Source organism: Pararhizobium sp., from assembly GCF_965279435.1.
Classification (GTDB): Bacteria; Pseudomonadota; Alphaproteobacteria; order Rhizobiales; family Rhizobiaceae; genus Pararhizobium.
Window position 1 is genome coordinate 2,156,317 of record NZ_CBDIHY010000003.1, and the last position, 20,750, is coordinate 2,177,066.

Below are 20,750 nucleotides of genomic sequence, written 5' to 3' on the forward strand. Positions count from 1 at the left end.
CTTGAGTTTTGCGGCGCAAGGGCCGCAATGCGCTTACTTGAAGCGATAGGTGATACGGCCCTTGGTCAGGTCGTACGGCGTCATTTCGACAAGCACCTTGTCGCCGGCGAGAACGCGAATGCGGTTCTTGCGCATGCGGCCAGCCGTATGGGCAATGATTTCATGCTGGTTTTCGAGCTGGACGCGGAACGTTGCATTGGGCAGCAATTCGGTAACGACGCCCGGGAATTCGAGGACTTCTTCTTTCGCCATGTAGGGTATTTCTTTCTGTGCTTCGATAGAGGCGCGTATCGCACCTTTTAAAAATTTGGCGGAAACTACACAATCGCCGCTGTTTTGTGAACAGCAGCGAGCTCATTTTCCGGTTTTGCATGTGCCCTATGCCATCTTGTCCGGCATTTGTCCAAGCAAACGATGCTTGAGCAGGTTGGCAATGTGATTTCGAACCTCGCGATAGGCCGAAATGATCTGTTCGCGCGTGCCGGTGGCGACCGTCGGGTCCGGCGTCGGCCAGTAAACAACATCGATTGCCATCGACCGCGTCAGCTCCAGTGCCGCATGATGCGCCTCCGGCGCCAGCGTGATGATCAGGTCGAAATAATCATCTTCCAGTTCGTCCAGCGTATGCGGCTGGTGGCGTCCGGCCGTCAGCCCGATCTCTTCCAGCACCACATCGACGAAGGGATCGCGCTCTCCCGGCCGGACGCCGGCAGAGGCAACATAGGTGCCGGGCGGCAGCATCGCCTTGGCCAGAACCTCGGCCATCGGCGAGCGGATCGCATTCATCCCGCACATGAACAGCACCGAACCCGGCGATTTCGCGCTCCGCTGCGGCTCGTTGGGGGAAGCAGCGATCGTCACCGTCATCCCCGCCAGTAGAGCACACAAACAAGCGTGAACAGACGCCGCGCCGTATCGAAATCGAGCTTGATCTTGCCCGACAGCCGGTCCATCAGCGTCTGCGAGCCCTCATTGTGAATGCCGCGCCGTCCCATGTCGATCGCCTCGATCTGGCTTGGCGTCGAGGAACGGATGGCCTCGTAATAGCTTTCGCAGATCATGAAATAATCCTTCACGATCCGCCGGAACGGCGTCAGCGACAGGATATGGGTGGCAACCCCGGCGCCTGACTCTGTGGTGACGACAAAGACGAGCTTGGCATCAACCAGTGACAGCTTGAGCTGATAGGGGCCGCCGATATGACCGGCCGGCTCGAAAAAATTCTCCTCGATCAGGTCGAAGATCGCCACCGCGCGTTCATGCTCAACATCGGGCGTCGAGCGGCCGATGGTCTCATCCAGCACGACATCACAGAGACGGTGGCTGGATGTCATCCCTCGCCCCCGAGATTGAGGCGGATGGCAACCGAGCGCGCATGGGCTTCAAGACCTTCAGACCGGGCAAGTGCGATAGCAGCCGGTCCGAGATCGCGCAGCTGGTCGGCGCCAAGGCGCAGGATCGATGTGCGCTTCATATAGTCGAGCACGCCGAGGCCGGAAGAGAACCGCGCCGAGCGTGCCGTCGGCAGCACATGGTTGGAGCCGCCGACATAATCGCCGATGACTTCCGGCGTGTGGCGGCCGACGAAAATGGCGCCGGCGTTGCGGATTTTTGGGATCATCGCATCGGCATCGGCAAGAGCGAGCTCCAGATGCTCGGCTGCAATCCGGTTGGCGAGCGGCACGGCCGCGTCAAAATCAGGCACAAGGATGACGGCGCCAAAGTCGCGCCAGCTGGCGCTGGCCGTTTCAGCCCGGGGAAGCGTTCGCAGCTGGCGCTCGACCGCCGCCTCGACCGCAGCGGCAAAGGCCGCGTCGTCGGTAATCAGGATGGACTGCGCGCCGACATCGTGTTCGGCCTGAGCGAGGAGATCGGCGGCGATCCAGTTCGGATCATTGTCGCGATCGGCGATAACAAGCACTTCCGAAGGTCCCGCGATCATGTCGATACCGACAGCGCCGAAAACCTGGCGCTTGGCGGCGGCGACATAGGCATTGCCCGGCCCCATGATCTTGGCAACCGGCGCAATCGATGCCGTGCCATAGGCAAGGGCCGCGATCGCCTGGGCGCCGCCGATGCGGTAGATTTCCTCGACGCCGGCCATGCGCGCGGCGGCCAGAACCGCCGGATTGATCACGCCGCCATTGGCGGGAACCACCATGACGATGCGCTCGACGCCGGCGACCTTGGCCGGAAGCGCATTCATCAGCACCGAGCTGGGATAGCTCGCCGTACCGCCCGGCACATAAAGACCGACGGCATCGATCGCCGTCCAGCGCGAGCCGAGGCCGACGCCCATCGAATCCTCGTAAATATCGTCCTTCGGCCGCTGGCGGGTGTGATGCGCCTCGATGCGCACGGCAGCGACCTTGAGCGCGCCCAGCACTTCGGATGGCACGGCATTGATCGCTGCGTCGATTTCGCCGGCCGTCACGGCCATGCCGGTCACGGCGAAATCGAGCCCGTCGAACTTCCTGGTATATTCGGCAAGCGCTTCATCACCACGCAAGCGCACGTCATCAATGATAGTCTTGACCACCACGTTGACGTCTTCGGACACTTCCCGCTTGGTTGTCAGAAAAGCTGCGAACTCGGCTTCGAAGCCGGGGGTCAGATAGTCGAGACGGAGAGCCAATGAAAACGTCCTTATGGATGGTCGGCGGAGATGCACAGCCTTCTCAGGCCGGCGGGCAGGAAATCAGACGCCGGCTGGATGGCGCGGCTTGAAACCGGTTTCCCATGCGCCGCCGGTATCTGCAAGCTGAACCTCGATACATTCCACATCGAGCATGATCGAGGCTTCGCCGGACAGGATGAATTCGACAGTTCCATCCGGGCCTTCGCCGTTCGGTTCAAACTGGATGGCGAGCAGCGACAGCACTGTCTCGTCGTCCTTCCGATCGAAACCGATCGAACGGACGGCCGAGACGCGCTTGAAGGCGAGCAGGCTGCGGCGGCGCTCGAACGACTTGCCGCGGCCTTCGGCCGTTTCCCAGACGAAACGGTTGATCACCAGCGACAGCTGTTTCGAGCGTGGCGTGTAGTCCAGGCCGGAAACCTTGAAGACCGCGTCCTGCACATGGGCGGACACGATCTCCAGATCTTCAGTGTCCAGCCCCATCAGCTTCAAAGTCTCCATGCCATTCATCCCTTGCCTGTGCAGCCATCAGCTGCCGTCATCATGACACAGGACATAGGACGCCGGCATCGAATCCGCAACTGCAGGCCGCATGCGACCGGTCGGATCAGTCGCTGACGCGTTCCACCTGAGCGCCGCAATTGTTGAGCTTTTCTTCAAGCCGCTCGAAACCGCGATCAAGGTGATAGACGCGCGACACCATCGTCTCGCCTTCCGCCACCAGACCGGCGATAACAAGCGATACGGAGGCGCGCAGGTCGGTTGCCATGACCGGAGCACCCTTCAGGCGCTCGACACCTTCGATCTTTGCCGTCTGGCCAGACAGCGTGATCTTGGCGCCGAGGCGGGCCAATTCCTGCACGTGCATGAACCGGTTTTCAAAGATCGTCTCGGTAATATGCGACGTGCCGGATGCCTTGGTCATCAGGCCCATGAACTGTGCCTGCAGATCGGTCGGGAAACCGGGGAAGGGGTCCGTCACCACGTCCACCGGCCTGATGCCACCACCGTTGCGCACGACGCGCAGGCCGCTTTCGGTTTCAGTGATCTCAGCCCCGGCGCGGCGGATGGCTTCGATTGCCGTGTCGAGCAGCTTGGCATTGGTGCCTTCGAGCACGACGTCACCGCCGGTCATGGCAACGGCCATGGCATAGGTGCCGGTCTCGATGCGGTCGGGCAGGACGCGGTGTCGTGCGCCTGACAGCGAGGTAACGCCTTCGATGGTGATCGTCGAGGTGCCGGCACCGGAGACCTTGGCGCCCATGGCATTGAGGCAGTTGGCAAGATCGACCACTTCCGGCTCGCGCGCGGCATTGCCGATCACCGTCGTGCCATTGGCAAGTGTTGCCGCCATCATCATCACGTGCGTGGCGCCGACCGAAACCTTCGGGAAGACATAACGCGCGCCGACCAGGCCGCCCTTCGGCGCCGTCGCATTGATATAGCCGCTATCGATCTCGATATTGGCGCCGAGCGCCGTCAGGCCTTCGATGAACAGGTCGACCGGCCGCGTGCCGATGGCGCAACCGCCCGGTAGGGAGACGCGGGCCTTGCCTTCGCGGGCCAGAAGCGGCGCGATGACCCAGAAGCTGGCGCGCATCTTGGAGACCAGCTCATAAGGAGCGGTCGTATCGACGATGGTGCGCGAGGTAAAATGGATGGTGCGTGAATAGCCTTCGCCCTGCCGCTCGCGGCGGCCATTGACGGAGATGTCGGCGCCATGATTGCCAAGGATGCGGATCAGCTGCTCGACATCGGCCAGATGCGGCACGTTTTCGAGCGTCAATGTGTCATCGGTCAGAAGCGACGCGATCATGAGCGGCAGCGCGGCGTTTTTTGCGCCGGAAATCGGGATGATGCCGCGCAGCTCGTTGCCGCCGGTAATTCTGATGCGATCCATAGGGTACCTTACGGGCGCCGCCCGCCTTTCCTGATAGTCCGAACTTTAAGAGATTGGCGCCTCCATAAAGGATGCACCGTGAAATGAGAAGCAAATTGAACCGATGCCGGATGCGCATCCGCATGGATGCAGCAGCAACATGGATAGTGACTGGGCTCGCCCCAATGTTTCATCCAATCCGATGAGACATCAAGCTTGCGGGGATGGCATTGCCGACCATCGCGACCCGCCCCCGGATCCGGTCGATGGTGTTGGCGCAGTTTATTCCGCAGATTCGTCCGTTTTTGCGGCAGGCAGGCCAGATGTTTCATCGGCGGCACCCGCACGCCGCGCCCGTCCCTGTTGTTTGCGCCGCAAAAGATTGTCGCGCAGCGTCTTTGCCGCCCGCTCGCGGCGCGCCTCGGCCTGCCGCTCGGCCTCATGCCCCGGTTCGAGATGGCCCGGTTCAAGCTTGCCAGCCGCAGCAGGGGTTACAGCGTCTTTGCGTGTCTGATCATTGTTATCTTGCATGACCGCTCAGATACCGCAAAACCGCAGGCTCCGGAAGGGTCACTTGTTTTTCGAGCGCGACATCCAATGAAAACTTCGATTTGCGGCTTGCGCTCCGCAACAAGCTATGGCAATAGGCCCTCGCTCGCGCCGGACAAACACTGATCCGACCGCACGATGCTGCTATAGCTCAGGGGTAGAGCACTCCCTTGGTAAGGGAGAGGCCGAGAGTTCAAATCTCTCTAGCAGCACCATTCTATCCCCCAGAATTATTGAATACCCCTACCGTGCATTCATCTGCAAGGCGCATTGAACCTGCGGTATCGCTTTGACCCCTCCCGCAGCTTTAGGGCTGACGTTTGGGTGCCGCTTTGTGCGTGTCCATTGTCGGAATTGGCCGATCGGGCTGCTCCATATTTGGTGATGTTTCATGAACTCAAGACTGGAGAGGCCCTCTTTGAGGACGGGCTTTGCCGTGGTTTCGTGCTCTGACGTGATCCGGACAGTTGCCGGGCTAATGCTTGGTTTTTATAGTTTCTTTTGAAAACAATGGGTTGTGTATTATTTAGTGCTTTTGAAATCTCGCCAAACCAAGGGAATTCTGTCTGAATATGCCATCATTGCGCGTGTTAGCTCCTGTTGAATTAAGCCCGCCTCATTCATGCCGCATTCACATTTGGAGCGCTTTAAAGCCCGCAGCCGCTTGGGCTTTTGGGAGTAGAAAATGCAGAGAATGAAAATCGCCGTTGCCGCTGCAGCGGTGTTGTTGACGGCTAGTGTGTCTCATGCGGAAGACCTCGTCTTCACACTGAAAAACGGCACGAACTCGGTGCTCAACAATTTCCACGCTTCGCCTGTTGGCGTCGACAAGTGGGAAGACGATATTTTTGGCCGTCAGGCGCTAGGCCCGGGCGAAACCATGGAAATCACCATTGCCGATGGACGCGACGTCTGCAAGTACGACATGCGTTTTGAATTCCAAGGCGATGATCTCGACGTCACGACCGACACGCAGGACCTCTGCGAGTTGGGTGAATACACGATCGAAGAATAATAGTTCTGACGCTTGAATTTGCCCCGCCATCCTTCAAGGAGGCGGGGTTTTTAACCTTGGGTTGGCAGCCGCACGGTGCCGGCCAAGTATGTACGCCGGCTCAGGCGCCATCGGTCAATAGCGCGATGCTGTCCAATAGAGACCGCGAGCGATTGGACCATCGGCTATGCTCCTCAGGGCCTTCACTCTTCGGCGGCTCGTGTTCTTTCTGTGGAGCCAATCCCGCGACCAGTTTCCTTGCGCGACCTCCCTTCATGCACACCATCCTTGTTGAGGTGCCGAAAGGCCCTTGCTCTCGGCTCAGTCCAAGATTTTGGTCTTGAGCGTGTTGAGACGGAACATTTCATGCCGCGCCCGAGTTCCCCCGTCACACTCAATCCCTTTCCAAAGGCTGACTGCTGATTCTGTGTGATTTTGGTGACTGGCGGCCAGCATGCGGTGGACACATCGGTCTGGCAGCGGGGCTGCCTTCGAAATGTCCTAATAACAGGTGAACAGTTGAGTGTCTTTCATCTGCAACCGATCCTGGCTTGTCCTGCGTTCATTCTCCCAGCTGGGATCGCTGCAATATCGATGACTGTTGTGAATCTATCGACTGAATGGCTGCGTGCGGTATGCGGTCCGGTTTGAGAAGGAAAAAATGATGAAGAAAACACTCGCTTTGGCGCTCACCACCGTGACCCTGGCTCTGACGGGCGGAGTTGCCGCTCGGGCTGCCGATCTGGCAAACAGCGCGCCGGCCCCAAGCTATGAAGAGAGCGATGTGCGTGACGGCGTCAAGATCGGTTATCTCGAATGCGATGTCGGCGGCGGCGTTGGCTATGTCCTCGGATCGGCCAAGGAAATCGATTGCACTTTCAAGTCGACCGTTGGTGCTGAACGCACGGATCGTTATACCGGTGCTGTCCGCAAGATGGGTGTCGATCTTGGTTTTACCACGCGCGGCAAGCTCGTCTGGGCAGTGCTGGCGCCGACGGCAGGTTACCATCAGGGTTCGCTCAGCGGTCTCTATCAGGGCGCCAGTGTTGAAGCCACAGTCGGAGCGGGTGTTGGTGCCAATATCCTGGTCGGCGGCACATCCGGCTCTATCCACCTGCAGACGATCAGCGTGACGGGCCAGCTCGGCCTCAACCTTGCAGCCACCGGCACATCGGTGACGCTGACCGCCGTCAACTAAATCGATCTCGTCCTTCCCTTACGTTTTGGCGCAGGGGAAGGACGGACATTTCAGTCTGCCAGTTCGGGATCGCTGGTGCGCAGGCTCTTGGGCCTGAGCAACCGCAGCGACTTCCCGGCCGGATGGCTCTGAAGCTGCAGAACGCGGGTAAAGAACCTGTTGCCCGGTTCCATACGGCCGATATTGAGAATGCCCGCCTGACCCAGCTCCTGTTCTAGGAAGGTCAAAACCTGCTGGTAGGCATCGCGCTCCAGCGTATCCAAAGCTTCATCGATAATGATCCAGCGTGGTTTGTGCAGGCCGAGCCTGGCGATGGCCAGCAGTCTCATTTCCACTTCGTTGAGCTTCAGCTTCGTGCGCATGTCCTGATCGAGACTGCCATTCAGCTTGCCCAGGCCCACCTTCGCCAGGACCGCCACCATGTCGGCCTTCTTGAATTTGTTAGGATTATCGGGGTAGCTCAGCACCTCTTCCAGCGTGCCCGGCGGAAAATAGGGTGTGCGCGGCACGAAGGCCATGTCGTCGCCATTCGGCAGGGCAATGCGCCCATGTCCCCAGGGCCAGAGGCCGGCAATGGCGCGGAAGAACGGTGCCTTTTCCACATCCGACGTGCTGGTGAACAGGACACGGTCGCCGGGCCGGATATCGACATGCTGATCAGCAAGCTTGATGCAGCCGGAGGGCAGGGCGATTTCCAGGCTATCGATGGTCAACTGGTGGTCATCGGCCTTGGCAAACTCGATGCGCTTGTCGTTTTCATGCCGCTCGTCGGTCATCAGGATCGCGGAGCGGAAAGCGGCGACACGCAGCAGGGTTGCCCGCCAGTCGGCGATACTGTCGATATTGTCGACGAACCAGCGTAGCGACGCATTGACCTGATTGAACGCGCCGACAGCCATCATCAGGCCGCCGAAACTCAAATCACCATTGAAATAGACCGGCGCGGCGATAACGATCGGCGCAACGACGGTGACCCAGCCGTAGCCTGCCGTCACCCATGTCAGCCGCGTCAGGGCCATCATCAGCTTGCTGCTGATTTCCAGAACCGAGGCGAGATCGCGCTGCAGACGGCGCTTTTCGTTTGCCTCGCCGGAAGACAAGGAGACTGCCTCGATATGTTCGTTGACCCGCATCAATGAGAAACGGAGTGCCGCTTCCCTTGAATAGTGGTCGCCATTGATCTTGACGAGCGGCCGGCCGACGAACCAGCTCAATGCCGCAGCCGTGCCGGCGTAGAGGAAGGCGGCCCAGACCATGTAGCCGGGAATGTTGAGATTGTAGCCACCGACATGAAAGACGAAACCGGACGAAAGCGACCAGAGCACGCCGACAAAACTGGCAAGCAGAATGCCGGACTGGAACAGGCCGATGGTGAGGCCCGCCGTCAGATCAGCGAGATGGCGGGCATCTTCGTGCACGCGCTGGTCGGGATTAATGCCGATCGCGCCGGCATTGGCCAGCCGGAAGGCCCGTGCCGGCTTCATCCACTCGCCGATCAGATCAAGCGTCAGGCCCTCCCGCAGCTTGATCCGGATCCACTGACTGAGCCAGGTCTGGATCACATTGAGGACTAGCAGCGCACCGGCGATCTGGCCGAAAGTGATGAACTGCATCAGAAACGCCGAAAGGTCGCGCCGCTCCAGGGTGTCATAAAACGGCTTGTACCATCTGTTCAGCAGGATCTGCCCGAACGATGTGGCAAGGATGACGGCGACAATTCCGATGGCGAGCCAGATGATGGCTTTGCGCACGGGGGAATCGACAAAAGCGCGTTGCATCATGCGGAGCTGATCGAAGAAAGGCTGCTCGTCGTCGGTTTCTATGCGCTGGTTACTCTTACCATTCATGTCATGCGGCATCGGCGCGAATCTCTTCACCACGGTCTTCACCTCCGAAATATAGCGCGTCCGAGACGCTATCCCTACGAAAGATTAGCAGGGGAGCATGGAGCGAGGCAGTCCAACGGACTCAACTGCCCGTCATCATGGCAAATTGGCGGGCAAATGGCTGTTCACGTTTCGCGGAGCTTGCCATGGACGAAGGCCTTGGCTTGGGCAATGGCGGCCGCAAGTGGGTCGCCAAAGGCCAGGCGTGCTGCGATCGCGCTGGCGAGCATGCAGCCGGTGCCGCGCATGGTCACGCTCAGGCGAGGGGATGCAAACGGCTGATCGGCCTGTCCTTGCTGAATGAGCAGATCGATGGCGTCCACGCCGTCAGCGTGCCCGCCCTTGACCAGAACCGCCTTTGCCCCCGACTGCAAAAGGCTTCGGGCCTGATCGGCAGCGCTAGCCGATGATGTGGAAACCGGAGATGCCGCCAGCACCGAAAGCTCGGGCAGATTGGGCGTGACGAGCGTGCACATCCGGAACAGGTCACGCAGGATATCCGTGGCATTCAGGCTCAACAAGGCGCGGCCGGATGTCGAGACCAGAACCGGATCGAGAACCACGGGAATGCCGGGATGATCCGCGAGGACCTGGGCAACGGCGGCAATCGTCTCTGCGGTCGCCAGCATGCCGATCTTGATGGCTGCGATTGGATTGGCGGACAGCGCGGCGCGCATCTGCTGCGCCACGCGATCTGGTGCCACGGCATCGATATGCTCGACGCCTTTGTGCGTCTGGACAGTGACGGCGGTGATTGCCACCGAAGCCTTGACGCCGAAGGCCGCCAGCGTCTCGATATCGCGAACGATCCCGGCGCCGCCAGAGGAATCCGAGCCCGCGACGACAAGCACATGCGGCTTGGGGTTCATCCTGCCCTCATCATCGAAAGTCCGCCGTCCGTTCGATCCATTCCCGCGTGCGCGCTTCCGGATCGGCATTGAGGGTAATGTCGGTGACGACGGCGGCGCTGTCGGCACCATGGGCAAAGACGCTGTCGATCCGGCCGGTATTGATGCCACCGATTGCCACCAGCGGCAGAAAACCGATGCGATCCTTCCAGGCACGCAGCTTTTCCAGCCCCTGCGGCGCCCATTTCATTTTTTTCAGGATCGTCGGCCAAACCGGCCCGAGCGCCACGTAGTCCGGTGCTGTGTTGAGCGCCGTCTCCAGTTCCGCTTCGTCATGGGTCGAGAGCCCGAGCTTGAGCCCGGCAGCGCGAATGGCCGCGATATCCGCCTCGGCCAAGTCTTCCTGGCCAAGATGGACGAAATCGCAGCCTTCCTCGATCGCCACGCGCCAGTAGTCGTTGATGATCAATTGGCAGTCATGGGCTGCGCAGACCGTTTTGGCGCGGCGAATGGCGGACCGCAGTTCGGCATCGGTGCTGTCTTTCATCCGCAACTGCACGAGCTTTACGCCAAGCGGCACGAGCCGATCGATCCATTCGGCGCTGTCGACGATCAGGTAGAATGGATCGAGCTTCATGAAAACACCGCCTTGCCGATGACCGGAGTGGACGGAACCGCCATGTCGCGTGGCTCCAGCATGCCGGCATGAAATGCCGTGCGTCCCGCTTCGATGGCGCCGGTGAAAGCTGCAGCCATCACGGCGGGATCGGCTGCCCCTGCAACCGCTGTATTCAGCAGAACGGCGTCGAAGCCGAGTTCCATGACGGTGGCGGCATGCGAGGGGCGGCCGATGCCGGCATCGACAATCAGCGGTACGTCGGGAAAGCTTGCCCGCATGCTGCGCAGCGCCGGCAGATTGACCGGGCCCATAGCCGAGCCAATGGGAGCACACCAGGGCATCAGCACCTGGCAACCGGCGTCGAGCAGCCTTTCCGCCACGACAAGATCGTCGGTCGTATAGGGGAAGACCTTGAATCCTTCGCCGTTCAGGATACGCGCGGCCTCGACCAGCGCGAAGACGTCGGGCTGCAGCGTGTCGTGATTGCCGATCACCTCGAGCTTGATCCAGTCGGTGGCAAAGACCTCGCGCGCCATCTTAGCTGTCAGCACTGCTTCTGAGGCCGTGTGGCAGCCGGCGGTATTGGGCAAAACCCGGACGCCAAGCGCGCGGATCAGCTCGAAGAACGCGCCGCCGGCGCGGCTGCCTGCCGCTTCCCGGCGCAGCGACACGGTAACGATATCGGTTTTCGAGGCCCGTACCGCATCGGCCAGGATGGCGGGCGAGGGATAGCGCGCCGTGCCGAGCAGCAGGCGGGATTGAACCTCGACGTTATAGAGTTTCAACATTTCAGCCTCCCTGCATGGGTGAGAGGATCTCGATCCGGTCGCGTTCGCCCAGCGGAAAGCCGGTACGCTCTTCGCGATGCACGAGTTCGCCGTTGACGGCGGTCGCCAGCCATTCGCCGTCATAGTCGAGAGCGGCCAGCAGGTCAGCGAGTGTCGCCACCGCAACCTCCTGTTCCTCGCCGTTGATGATGAAAGTCATGAAGCCCTCCTGTCCGGTTGTCTCTGTTGTCCAAGGAGAAGCCGCGCGACCTCCCCAGCCATCGCTGGCGCCAGCAGATAGCCATGCCGGTAAAGGCCATTCACATGGAGGGTACGCCCCTCTTCGGTCACGCGCGGCAGGTTGTCGGGATAGGCAGGGCGCACGCCTGTGCCGGTTTCGATAAGCCTCGCCTCTCCAAAGGCAGGGTGAAGCGCATACGCGGTATTCAGCAGCTCCATGAGCGAGCGGGCGGTGATGGGACCGGCATCATCGCTTTCGATCATGGTCGCGCCGACCATGAAGCGGTTTTTGTCGCGCGGCACGATGTAGATCGGGTGGCGCGGATGTAGCAAGCGGACGGGGCGGGAGAGGCTTATCTCGCGGGTCTCGAGGAGCAACATCTCTCCCCGCACACCGCGAAGATCGGGCAGGGACCCGATCTGTGCCGATCCGGTGCAATCGACAACGCGGTCGTGGCGGGCTTCCTCCGGCACGCCGTCGGTGCAGAACAGGAAGCGCATGCGGGCTTCCTCCAGTCCCCCGGTCAGTGCGGAAAGTGCTTTCCGCGGATCAAGATGGGCTTCCTGCCGGAAAAACAGGGCCTTGCGGAACCGGCCGGCAAGGTCCGGTTCCAGCGCTGCAATGGCTGCTTCGTCCAGCCACTTCCAGCCGGTGGTGCGGCTGGCAAAGCGGTCGAGTTCGCCGGCATCACGGTTGCCTGCGACGACCAGCGTGCCCTGTCGCTTTACATGGCCGGGGAGAGCAGCCTCCCACCAGTCGGCGGCCATTCGGCCGAGCGTCAGCACGGATGCATCCGCGCTTTCCCGCTCGCACCAGGGGGCCAGCATGACACCGGCAAAGCCCGAAGCGCCGGTGCCGATCCTTTCAGCGTGCTCCGCGATGGTGACATCGAACCCATGGCGAAAGAGTTGCCAGGCGACTGTAAGGCCGGCAACGCCGGCCCCTTTGATGAGGACACGCATGGTCATTCTCCGGCTGTAACCGTTCCATCCGAGCCGAGCGGCATATAGAGCGCGCCGCCCGCCTTGAATTTTGCGGCCATCGCCTCCAGTCCTTCCTTCTGCGCCTCGGCGCGGATGTCGTGCGAGATCTTCATCGAGCAGAATTTCGGCCCGCACATTGAGCAGAAATGCGCCACCTTGTGAGCTTCCTTCGGCAGGGTCTCGTCATGGAAGGACCGTGCCGTTTCAGGATCGAGCGAAAGGTTGAACTGGTCTTCCCAGCGAAACTCGAAACGGGCCCGCGACAAGGCGTCGTCGCGCAGCTGGGCGGCCGGGTGCCCCTTGGCAAGGTCGGCGGCGTGAGCGGCGATCTTGTAGGTGATGACCCCGACCTTGACGTCGTTGCGATCGGGCAGGCCGAGATGCTCCTTCGGCGTGACATAGCAGAGCATCGCCGTGCCGAACCAGCCGATCATCGCAGCGCCGATGCCAGACGTGATGTGGTCGTAGCCGGGAGCGATATCGGTCGTCAGCGGTCCGAGCGTATAGAACGGCGCCTCGCCACAGACTTCCAGCTGCTTGTCCATGTTTTCCTTGATCTTGTGCATCGGCACATGGCCGGGGCCTTCGATCATCACCTGGCAGTCTTTCGCCCAGGCGATCTGGGTAAGTTCGCCGAGCGTTTCCAGTTCGGCAAACTGCGCGGCGTCGTTGGCATCGGCGATCGAGCCGGGTCGCAGGCCGTCGCCGAGCGAGAACGTCACGTCATAGGCGCGGGCGATATCGCAGATCTCGTCGAAATGCTCGTAGAGGAAGCTTTCCTTGTGGTGATGAAGACACCACTTGGCCATGATCGAGCCACCGCGCGAGACGATGCCGGTGACGCGATTGACGGTGAGCGGGATATACGCAAGCCGCACGCCGGCATGGATGGTGAAATAATCGACGCCCTGTTCAGCCTGTTCGATCAGCGTATCGCGATAGACTTCCCAATTGAGATCTTCGGCAATTCCATTGACCTTTTCCAGCGCCTGATAGAGCGGCACGGTGCCGATCGGAACCGGTGCGTTGCGGATGATCCACTCGCGGATATTGTGGATGTTGCGGCCTGTCGACAGGTCCATGACGGTATCCGCACCCCAGCGCGTCGCCCAGACCATCTTCTCGACCTCCTCGGCCATCGACGAGGTAACGGCGGAATTGCCGATATTGGCGTTGATCTTCACCAGAAAATTCCGGCCGATGATCATCGGTTCGGCCTCCGGATGGTTGATATTGGCCGGGATGACGGCGCGTCCACGGGCAATTTCCTGGCGGACGAATTCCGGTGTCACGTGGTCGGGAATGCTGGCACCGAAATTCTCGCCGTCGCGCACCAGCGCACCCTTCGGCGGCTTGCGGCCGAGGTTTTCGCGGATGGCGATATATTCCATTTCCGGCGTGATAATGCCGGCGCGGGCATAGGCGATCTGGGTAACAGCCTTGTCGTCTTTGGCTTTTAAGGGTTGGTTGCGGTGGGGGAATTCCGGCGTCAGCCGTTCGCCGGTGGCAAAGCCGTTGTCTTCGGGTTTGACGTGGCGGCCGTCATAGGTCTCGACATCGCCACGCGCAGTAGCCCAGGCCTGGCGCTGCCGGGACAGACCGGCGTCGATCGAGACGATGTGCGCCGGATCCGTGTAGGGGCCGGAGGGATCGTAAACGGTGACAGGCGGTTCGCCAGATGTCGGATGCACGGAAATTTCGCGCATCGGCACGCGGATATCCGGGTAGAGTTCGCCCGGAATATGCACCTTGCGCGACGCCGGCAGCGGGCCGGTGGTGACTGTGGGAGTAATGTTCTTTGCGGCAATAGTCATGGTTGAGGCTCCAAAGTTGGAGACCCAGTCATCAGAGCCGGAATGATGAAAAGACGCTGACGCGAATCCGCAAACGGAATCCGAGTCGCAGCAGCGCTTGCACCGTCCCTACGCCAGTATGAACTGGATCAGGTTCAACGGGTCACTGCGCTGCTTGAGAGTGGCAAAGCCACCGATCATGCCAGCAGAATCTCAGCCCCTTGTCGGGACCCCCCTGGTGAATGTGCCAATCTAGGCACAGTTTTGGACGGAGCGTCAAGAGCCGTTCGGCGCGGCACCCGGCATGCGGCCCTCGTCGAGCGTTGGAACACTGTGAAGATATTCAATGATTACAATCTCGCCCTCGACAGCGCCGCCCCGGCAAATTATCTATAAAACATGACCTCAGCGAGCGAAGACACGATTGCCAGCCGCATCAGCCGCATCCTTGCCGACAGGATCGTGACCGGACAATTGGACCCGGGCACGAAACTGCGCCAGGACCATGTCGCCGAGGAGTTCGGAACCAGCCACGTGCCCGTGCGCGAGGCCTTCCGCCGGCTGGAGGCGCAGGGTCTGGCGGTGAGCGAACCGCGCCGTGGCGTGCGGGTCGCATCCTTCGATCTGAAGGAAGTGCGTGAAGTGGCGCAGATGCGCGCGGCACTTGAGGTTCTGGCCCTTCGGCACGCGGCGCCGCATCTGACGGCTGCCATTCTCGATCAGGCCGAAGAGGCGACGGTCGCGGGCGACAATTCCCATGACGTCCGCTCCTGGGAGGAGGCCAACCGCCGTTTTCACACGCTGATTCTGACCCCTTGCGGCATGCCGCGCCTCTTGGCCGCCATCAGCGATCTGCATGCGGCCAGCGCCCGTTTCCTGTTCGCCAGCTGGCGATCCGAATGGGAAGTGCGCACCGATCATGATCACCGCGCCATCCTGACATTTCTGCGTCAGGGCAATATCGAAAACGCCGCTCCCGTTCTGGAACGCCACGTGCAATGGATCGGCCAGAAGCCCGTCCGCAATGCGTCCGGCGCCACCCGCGACGCCTTCGCCATCGTCGGCTGACGATTTTTTTAAATCTTCTTTTTTCCTGATTTTGCCTGCTCCCAGCGCGCGCCGTGGCATCACAAACACACGTAGAGCATGAATTTATCTGCTTTGCACTCAAAAGGCGGTTGCGGTTTTTCGTCCTTCGATAAATTATAGATAATTATTATTTTTAATCTATCGTATGGGGTGATGGATGTTTAGAGATGAAAACCACGCTGATTTCCCGGTCGAAACGATGGTTGTAGGCGAGATTTCCCTTGCGGAAGCCGCTGAAACAGTTCGACCGTCTCTCGACGGCGCAAAAATTATCTATAATTCTCCATTCAACGATTTGCTCTTTCAAGCGCACTCGGTTCACCGGGAAAACTTCGATCCGAACGCCGTACAGATCAGCCGTCTTTTGTCGATCAAGACGGGCGGATGTGCCGAGGATTGCGGCTATTGCAGCCAGTCGGCACGCTCTCCGACGGGGCTGAAGGCCTCCAGGCTGATGATGGTCGAAAAGGTTCTGGCGGAAGCGCGCAAGGCCAAGGACGAAGGCGCCAGCCGCTATTGCATGGGGGCCGCCTGGCGCAGTCCCAAGGACCGCGACATGGACACGCTGGTGGACATGGTGGCAGGGGTCAAGGCACTCGGGCTGGAAACCTGCATGACGCTCGGCATGCTGTCGCCGCAGCAGGCAGGCACGCTGGCCGAAGCCGGGCTCGATTATTACAATCACAACATCGATACGTCGGAAGAATTCTATCCTCAGGTCATCACCACCCGCACCTTCGCCGACCGGCTGGACACGCTCGCCAATGTCCGTGATGCCGGCATGAAGGTCTGCGCTGGCGGTATTCTCGGCATGGGCGAAACGACCGATGATCGCATCTCCATGCTGGTGACGCTCGCCAACCTGCCGGAGCCGCCGGAAAGCGTGCCGATCAACATGCTGATCCCGATCCCCGGCTCAAGGCTTGCCAATGCCGAACCGGTCGATCCGATTGAATTCGTCCGCACCATCGCGCTTGCCCGTATCCTGATGCCATGCGCGCATGTGCGCCTGTCGGCCGGGCGCACGCAGATGAGCGACGAGATGCAGGCGCTCTGTTTCTTCGCCGGCGCCAACTCGATCTTTGCCGGGGATACGCTGCTGACGGCGGATAATCCGGGCGAGGACCATGACACGGCCCTGTTCCGCCGGCTCGGCCTGAAGCCGATGGAACTGAGGCTGGCCGAATGATAGCGCAGGGTCTTGCCCGCTACGAAACCACGCTGGCGGGCCTGGAGCGCAAGGGCAGGCGGCGCATTTTGATTGGCCGGGCCGGGGCGGATTTCAGCTCGAACGATTATCTGGCGCTTGCCGGTTCGGCGCGGCTGGCGGCGGCGATTGCATCTGCTCTTGAGCGCGGCGTGCCGGCCGGTGCCGGCGGTTCTCGCCTGCTGCGTGGCAATCACCCGGAGCATGAGGCACTGGAGGCGGAGGCGGCCGTTTTCTTCGGAACCGAGCGGGTGCTGTATTTCGGTAGCGGCTATGCCGCCAACACAGCGCTTTTCTCGACCCTGCCACAGCGGGGCGATCTCGTCGTCTATGATGCGCTGGTGCATTCCAGTGCGCATGAGGGCATTCAGGCCGGCAAGGCGGAGGCAGTGGCCGCCGCCCACAACGATGTCGAATCCTTCGCACAGGCGATCGAGCATTGGCGCAGCCACGGCGGAACCGGGCATCCATGGATTGCCGTTGAAAGTCTCTATTCGATGGATGGGGATCGCGCACCGTTGACGGAGCTTGCCGCAGTGGCCGAGAAGCACGGTGGTTTCCTGGTGATCGACGAAGCCCATGCAACCGGCGTTTTTGGCCCTGATGGCCGCGGTGTTGCGGCTGATCTTGAAAAGCGTGGGAACGTTATCGTGCTGCATACCTGCGGCAAGGCGCTCGGCGTCTCCGGCGCGCTGCTGGGTGCCAGTGCCGTGCTGTGCGATTATCTCGTCAACCGGGCACGCGGTTTCATCTATTCGACCGCGCCATCACCGCTGATGGCGGCAGCGGTTCGCGAAGCCTTGGCGATGCTGGTGGACGAGCCGCAGCGCCGTGCCGATTTCGACGCATTGTGCCGTTTCGCCAATGCCGAGCTTGCCGCAAAACTCGGTGTCGCAGGCAGCGGATCACAGATCCTGCCGGTGCTGATCGGCGACAATAGTCGGGCGGTGCGGATTGCCGCACGCATGCGGGCGGAAGGCTTCGACATCCGCGCCATCCGCCCGCCGACCGTGCCGGAAGGCACCGCAAGGCTGCGGATCGCCATCACGCTGAATGTCGACAGGGAAACGATAACCCGCATGTTCACCCGGTTGGCGGCCATCATCGGGGAGGAGAAACCATGATGCGCTTCGTGGTGACAGGAACCGATACCGGCATCGGCAAGACGGTGTTTTCGGCGGCATTGGCGCAGGCACTTGGCGGTTATTACTGGAAACCGGTGCAATCGGGGCTGGATGAGGAAACCGACAGCCAGGTCGTTCTCCGGCTTGGCCGTCTGCCGCCGGAGCGCATCCTTCCAGAAGCCTACCAGTTGCGGACACCGGCTTCGCCGCATCTCGCGGCCCGGCTTGATCATGTCGAGATCGAGCCCGAGCGGTTGACACCGCCGGAGACGGATGGACTTCTGGTCATCGAGGGCGCCGGTGGTTTGCTGGTGCCGCTCACCGAAACCTCGGTTTTTGCCGATGTCTTTGCGCGCTGGCAAATCCCGGTCATCCTCTGTGCCCGCACCGGGCTCGGCACGATCAATCACACGCTGCTGTCGCTGGAAGCCCTACGCCACCGCGCCATTCCTGTCTTCGGCGTTGCCTTCATCGGTGACGAACAGGCCGAAACCCAGCGGATCATTGCCGCGATGGGGCAGGTGCACGTTCTGGGCCGTTTGCCCCGGCTCGATCCGCTGACGCCGGATATCCTGCATCAGGCTTTTCGCGAAAACTTCTCCCCTTCCTTGTTCCACGAGAGGACGGCATGAGCTCACCTGTCTGGCACCCCTTTACCCAACATGCGCTGGAACCCGCTATGAAGCGCATCGTCCATACGGACGGCGCCTGCCTGATCGATGACGGTGGATCGCGCATTCTCGATGCGATCTCCTCCTGGTGGGTGATCACGCATGGCCACCGCCATCCGGCAATCATGGCGGCCATCCAGGCCGCATGCGACCGTTACGACCAGATCATTTTCGCCGAATACACCCATGAACCGGCGGAAGAATTGGCACGCGGCCTGTTGCGGATCGCCCCCCCGGGCCTTGCGCACGTATTCTATTCCGACAGTGGATCGACCTGCGTCGAAGTCGCCTTGAAAATGGCCCTCGGTTTTTTCCACAATTTAGGCAGCCCGCGCCGCCGTGTCTGCGTTCTGGAACACGGCTATCACGGCGATACTATCGGCACGATGTCGGCAGGCGAACGCGGCGTTTTCAACGCGGCCTACGAGCCGATGCTGTTCGGCGTCGATCGCCTGCCGTTTCCAAAGGCCGGTCATGAGCAAGAGACGCTGGATAGCTTCGAGCGGTTCTGCGTAACCGGCGATGTCGCGGCCCTGTTGATTGAGCCGCTCATTCTCGGTGCGGGCGGCATGCTCACTTATTCCGCCTCGGTTTTGGCTGAATTGAAACGGATTGCCGAACGGCATGACACCCTGCTGATCGCCGACGAAGTGATGACCGGCTGGGGCCGCACCGGCAGTGTCTTTGCCTGCGAGCAGGCAGGCGTGGCGCCCGATATCCTCTGCACGTCCAAAGGCTTGACCGGCGGCGCCCTGCCGCTTGCCGCCACCCTCTGCACTGCCGAAATCTTCGATGCGCATCTGTCGACAGACCGCCGGAAGACATTCTTTCACTCCAGTTCCTACACTGCCAATCCGATTGCGTGCGCCGCCGCCGTCGCCAATCTGGCTGTCTGGGAAAACGAACCGGTGCGCGAGCGCATCCGGGCGCTGGAAGTCATGCAAACGGAGAATCTGGTTCGCTTTGAGGCCGATCCACGCTTTGGCAATGTCCGCCAGATCGGGACGATCACCGCGCTCGACCTCTCGGTCCTTGCCGGTGGATATCTGTCAGAGGTTGGCCCGAAGCTCCGGACGTTCTTTCGCGAGCGAAAACTGCTCATCCGGCCGCTCGGCAACGTCATCTATCTGATGCCGCCCTATTGTGTCACTGCCACCGAACTCGACCGTGCCTATGATACGATCGACGAGGCGGCGGCATGGTTTGCGGCGGGACGCCTGTGAGGCGCGTCCGCTCGTCCCGCCTTGCCGGCTTCGGTCATAGCGTGCCGGGGCGGCGTGTCGAAAACGCCGAAATCGAGGAAAGGCTCGGCCTCGAACCGGGCTGGATCGAACGCCGGACCGGGATCAGGACACGTTATTGGGCCGAACCCGGCGATACGCTGTCCGGGCTTGCGGCAAGGGCAGGCGAGGCGGCCGTCGAGGACGCTGGCATCGCGCGGGAGGACATTGCACTGACGCTGCTCGCCACCTCGACGCCCGATCATCTGTTGCCACCGTCGGCGCCACTGCTTGCCCATCACCTCGGATTGGCAAATTCCGGCGCCATCGATCTGGCCGGAGCCTGTTCCGGCTTTCTTTACGCGCTGACGCTGGCCGACGGTTTCGTTCGCACGCAAGGCCGGCCGGTGCTTGTGGTCGCCGCCAATATTCTCAGCCGCCGGATCAATCCTGCCGAGCGGGCAAGCTCCGTCCTGTTCGCCGACGCCGCCGGCGCGGTGGTTCTGATGCCTTCCCACGATGCAGAAACGGGATTGCTCGGTGTCGATCTCGCCTCAGACGGCAGCCGTTACGACCTGATCTCCATCCCGGCCGGCGGCAGTAATTACCCATTTTCGGCTGATGTGGCGGCGCAGGATTGCTTGATGACGATGCGCGATGGACGGGAAATGTTCACCCAGGCAGTCCGGATGATGAGCGATTGCGCGCGCAGGGCGCTCGATGACGCCGGGATCGGTGCGGCGGATATCCAGCGGTTCATTCCGCATCAGGCCAATGCCCGCATCTTCGATGCCGTCTGCAGTGATCTCGGTATCTCCCCGGAGAGAACCGTTCGCACGATCGATACTTACGGAAACTCGTCCGCTGCGACCATCCCGCTTTCCCTTTCGGTTGCCCATCAGGCCTCCCCCTTCATGTCCGGAGAAAAACTGCTGCTGACCGCTGCGGGTGCGGGGTTGACGGGCGGCGCCTGTGTTGTTGGAATGTAAGTGGTATCTTACGATAATCTTCGCCGAGAGAAAAAAGATTGCGCAGGAAACGGGT

At 61.1% G+C, this 20,750-nt stretch carries 22 protein-coding genes, 1 tRNA gene and 1 riboswitch; of the genes, 9 read left to right on the forward strand and 14 right to left on the reverse strand.

Going from position 1 to position 20,750, the window contains the following annotated elements:
- Window positions 1-33: 33 nt before the first annotated feature.
- The 7 genes from infA to ACQY8Q_RS16035 all read right to left on the reverse strand — a co-directional run bounded on the left by infA (window position 34) and on the right by ACQY8Q_RS16035 (window position 5,048).
- Window positions 34-252, reverse strand: a complete 219-nt coding sequence (infA, locus tag ACQY8Q_RS16005) for a translation initiation factor IF-1 (RefSeq protein ID WP_037105236.1) — start codon at window positions 250-252, stop codon at window positions 34-36.
- A 126-nt stretch (window positions 253-378) separates the two neighbouring features.
- Complete coding sequence (locus tag ACQY8Q_RS16010; protein ID WP_428427478.1) at window positions 379-867, reverse strand: low molecular weight phosphatase family protein; 489 nt, start codon at window positions 865-867, stop codon at window positions 379-381.
- Window positions 864-1,334, reverse strand: coding sequence for a UPF0262 family protein (locus tag ACQY8Q_RS16015; protein WP_428427479.1), 471 nt, complete (start codon window positions 1,332-1,334; stop codon window positions 864-866). Before ACQY8Q_RS16015 ends, ACQY8Q_RS16010 begins: the two co-directional genes overlap by 4 nt.
- Complete coding sequence (gene hisD / locus ACQY8Q_RS16020; RefSeq protein ID WP_428427480.1) at window positions 1,331-2,635, reverse strand: histidinol dehydrogenase; 1,305 nt, start codon at window positions 2,633-2,635, stop codon at window positions 1,331-1,333. Before hisD ends, ACQY8Q_RS16015 begins: the two co-directional genes overlap by 4 nt.
- A gap of 63 nt (window positions 2,636-2,698) precedes the next feature.
- Window positions 2,699-3,139 (reverse strand): DUF2948 family protein, encoded by a 441-nt coding sequence (locus ACQY8Q_RS16025; protein ID WP_428427481.1) that lies wholly within the window; start codon window positions 3,137-3,139, stop codon window positions 2,699-2,701.
- A 106-nt stretch (window positions 3,140-3,245) separates the two neighbouring features.
- A complete protein-coding gene (murA, locus tag ACQY8Q_RS16030) occupies window positions 3,246-4,538 on the reverse strand; it encodes a UDP-N-acetylglucosamine 1-carboxyvinyltransferase (RefSeq protein ID WP_428427482.1) in 1,293 nt (430 codons plus the stop codon).
- A gap of 261 nt (window positions 4,539-4,799) precedes the next feature.
- A complete protein-coding gene (locus ACQY8Q_RS16035; RefSeq protein WP_428427483.1) occupies window positions 4,800-5,048 on the reverse strand; it encodes a hypothetical protein in 249 nt (82 codons plus the stop codon).
- Between the two features lie 158 nt (window positions 5,049-5,206).
- Between ACQY8Q_RS16035 and ACQY8Q_RS16040 the strand changes: the two genes are divergently transcribed.
- The 3 genes from ACQY8Q_RS16040 (at window position 5,207) to ACQY8Q_RS16050 (ending at window position 7,258) form a co-directional block, all read left to right on the forward strand.
- Window positions 5,207-5,281 (forward strand) — tRNA-Thr (locus ACQY8Q_RS16040).
- A 479-nt stretch (window positions 5,282-5,760) separates the two neighbouring features.
- Window positions 5,761-6,081 (forward strand): hypothetical protein, encoded by a 321-nt coding sequence (locus tag ACQY8Q_RS16045; RefSeq protein WP_428429798.1) that lies wholly within the window; start codon window positions 5,761-5,763, stop codon window positions 6,079-6,081.
- A gap of 643 nt (window positions 6,082-6,724) precedes the next feature.
- Window positions 6,725-7,258 carry a DUF992 domain-containing protein gene (locus tag ACQY8Q_RS16050; protein ID WP_428427484.1) on the forward strand — a complete coding sequence of 178 codons (534 nt, stop codon included), beginning with the start codon at window positions 6,725-6,727 and terminating at the stop codon, window positions 7,256-7,258.
- Window positions 7,259-7,308: 50 nt separating this feature from the next.
- On the opposite strand, the gene ACQY8Q_RS16055 is transcribed toward ACQY8Q_RS16050, so the two are convergent.
- The 7 genes from ACQY8Q_RS16055 to thiC all read right to left on the reverse strand — a co-directional run bounded on the left by ACQY8Q_RS16055 (window position 7,309) and on the right by thiC (window position 14,416).
- Window positions 7,309-9,138 carry an ABC transporter ATP-binding protein/permease gene (locus tag ACQY8Q_RS16055; RefSeq protein WP_428427485.1) on the reverse strand — a complete coding sequence of 610 codons (1,830 nt, stop codon included), beginning with the start codon at window positions 9,136-9,138 and terminating at the stop codon, window positions 7,309-7,311.
- Window positions 9,139-9,269: 131 nt separating this feature from the next.
- Window positions 9,270-10,013 (reverse strand): hydroxymethylpyrimidine/phosphomethylpyrimidine kinase, encoded by a 744-nt coding sequence (locus tag ACQY8Q_RS16060; RefSeq protein WP_428427486.1) that lies wholly within the window; start codon window positions 10,011-10,013, stop codon window positions 9,270-9,272.
- A gap of 10 nt (window positions 10,014-10,023) precedes the next feature.
- On the reverse strand, window positions 10,024-10,629 hold the full coding sequence (locus ACQY8Q_RS16065; RefSeq protein ID WP_428427487.1) for a thiamine phosphate synthase: 606 nt from the start codon (window positions 10,627-10,629) through the stop codon (window positions 10,024-10,026).
- Complete coding sequence (locus tag ACQY8Q_RS16070; protein WP_428427488.1) at window positions 10,626-11,399, reverse strand: thiazole synthase; 774 nt, start codon at window positions 11,397-11,399, stop codon at window positions 10,626-10,628. Before ACQY8Q_RS16070 ends, ACQY8Q_RS16065 begins: the two co-directional genes overlap by 4 nt.
- Before the next feature lies 1 nt (window position 11,400).
- A complete protein-coding gene (thiS, locus tag ACQY8Q_RS16075; RefSeq protein WP_428427489.1) occupies window positions 11,401-11,598 on the reverse strand; it encodes a sulfur carrier protein ThiS in 198 nt (65 codons plus the stop codon).
- On the reverse strand, window positions 11,595-12,581 hold the full coding sequence (gene thiO / locus ACQY8Q_RS16080) for a glycine oxidase ThiO (RefSeq protein ID WP_428427490.1): 987 nt from the start codon (window positions 12,579-12,581) through the stop codon (window positions 11,595-11,597). Before thiO ends, thiS begins: the two co-directional genes overlap by 4 nt.
- A 2-nt stretch (window positions 12,582-12,583) precedes the next feature.
- Window positions 12,584-14,416 (reverse strand): phosphomethylpyrimidine synthase ThiC, encoded by a 1,833-nt coding sequence (gene thiC / locus ACQY8Q_RS16085; protein WP_428427491.1) that lies wholly within the window; start codon window positions 14,414-14,416, stop codon window positions 12,584-12,586.
- Window positions 14,417-14,503: 87 nt separating this feature from the next.
- Window positions 14,504-14,642: riboswitch (TPP riboswitch) on the reverse strand.
- Window positions 14,643-14,794: 152 nt separating this feature from the next.
- Between thiC and ACQY8Q_RS16090 the strand changes: the two genes are divergently transcribed.
- From ACQY8Q_RS16090 to ACQY8Q_RS16115, 6 genes are all read left to right on the forward strand, one after another.
- Complete coding sequence (locus ACQY8Q_RS16090) at window positions 14,795-15,463, forward strand: GntR family transcriptional regulator (protein WP_428427492.1); 669 nt, start codon at window positions 14,795-14,797, stop codon at window positions 15,461-15,463.
- Between the two features lie 220 nt (window positions 15,464-15,683).
- Window positions 15,684-16,673, forward strand: coding sequence for a biotin synthase BioB (gene bioB, locus ACQY8Q_RS16095; protein WP_428429799.1), 990 nt, complete (start codon window positions 15,684-15,686; stop codon window positions 16,671-16,673).
- On the forward strand, window positions 16,670-17,815 hold the full coding sequence (locus tag ACQY8Q_RS16100; RefSeq protein WP_428427493.1) for an 8-amino-7-oxononanoate synthase: 1,146 nt from the start codon (window positions 16,670-16,672) through the stop codon (window positions 17,813-17,815). Before bioB ends, ACQY8Q_RS16100 begins: the two co-directional genes overlap by 4 nt.
- Complete coding sequence (bioD, locus tag ACQY8Q_RS16105) at window positions 17,812-18,447, forward strand: dethiobiotin synthase (RefSeq protein ID WP_428427494.1); 636 nt, start codon at window positions 17,812-17,814, stop codon at window positions 18,445-18,447. The genes ACQY8Q_RS16100 and bioD overlap by 4 nt, the downstream gene beginning before the upstream one ends.
- On the forward strand, window positions 18,444-19,709 hold the full coding sequence (locus ACQY8Q_RS16110) for an adenosylmethionine--8-amino-7-oxononanoate transaminase (protein WP_428427495.1): 1,266 nt from the start codon (window positions 18,444-18,446) through the stop codon (window positions 19,707-19,709). Before bioD ends, ACQY8Q_RS16110 begins: the two co-directional genes overlap by 4 nt.
- On the forward strand, window positions 19,685-20,695 hold the full coding sequence (locus ACQY8Q_RS16115; protein ID WP_428427496.1) for a beta-ketoacyl-ACP synthase III: 1,011 nt from the start codon (window positions 19,685-19,687) through the stop codon (window positions 20,693-20,695). The genes ACQY8Q_RS16110 and ACQY8Q_RS16115 overlap by 25 nt, the downstream gene beginning before the upstream one ends.
- Window positions 20,696-20,750: the final 55 nt, after the last annotated feature.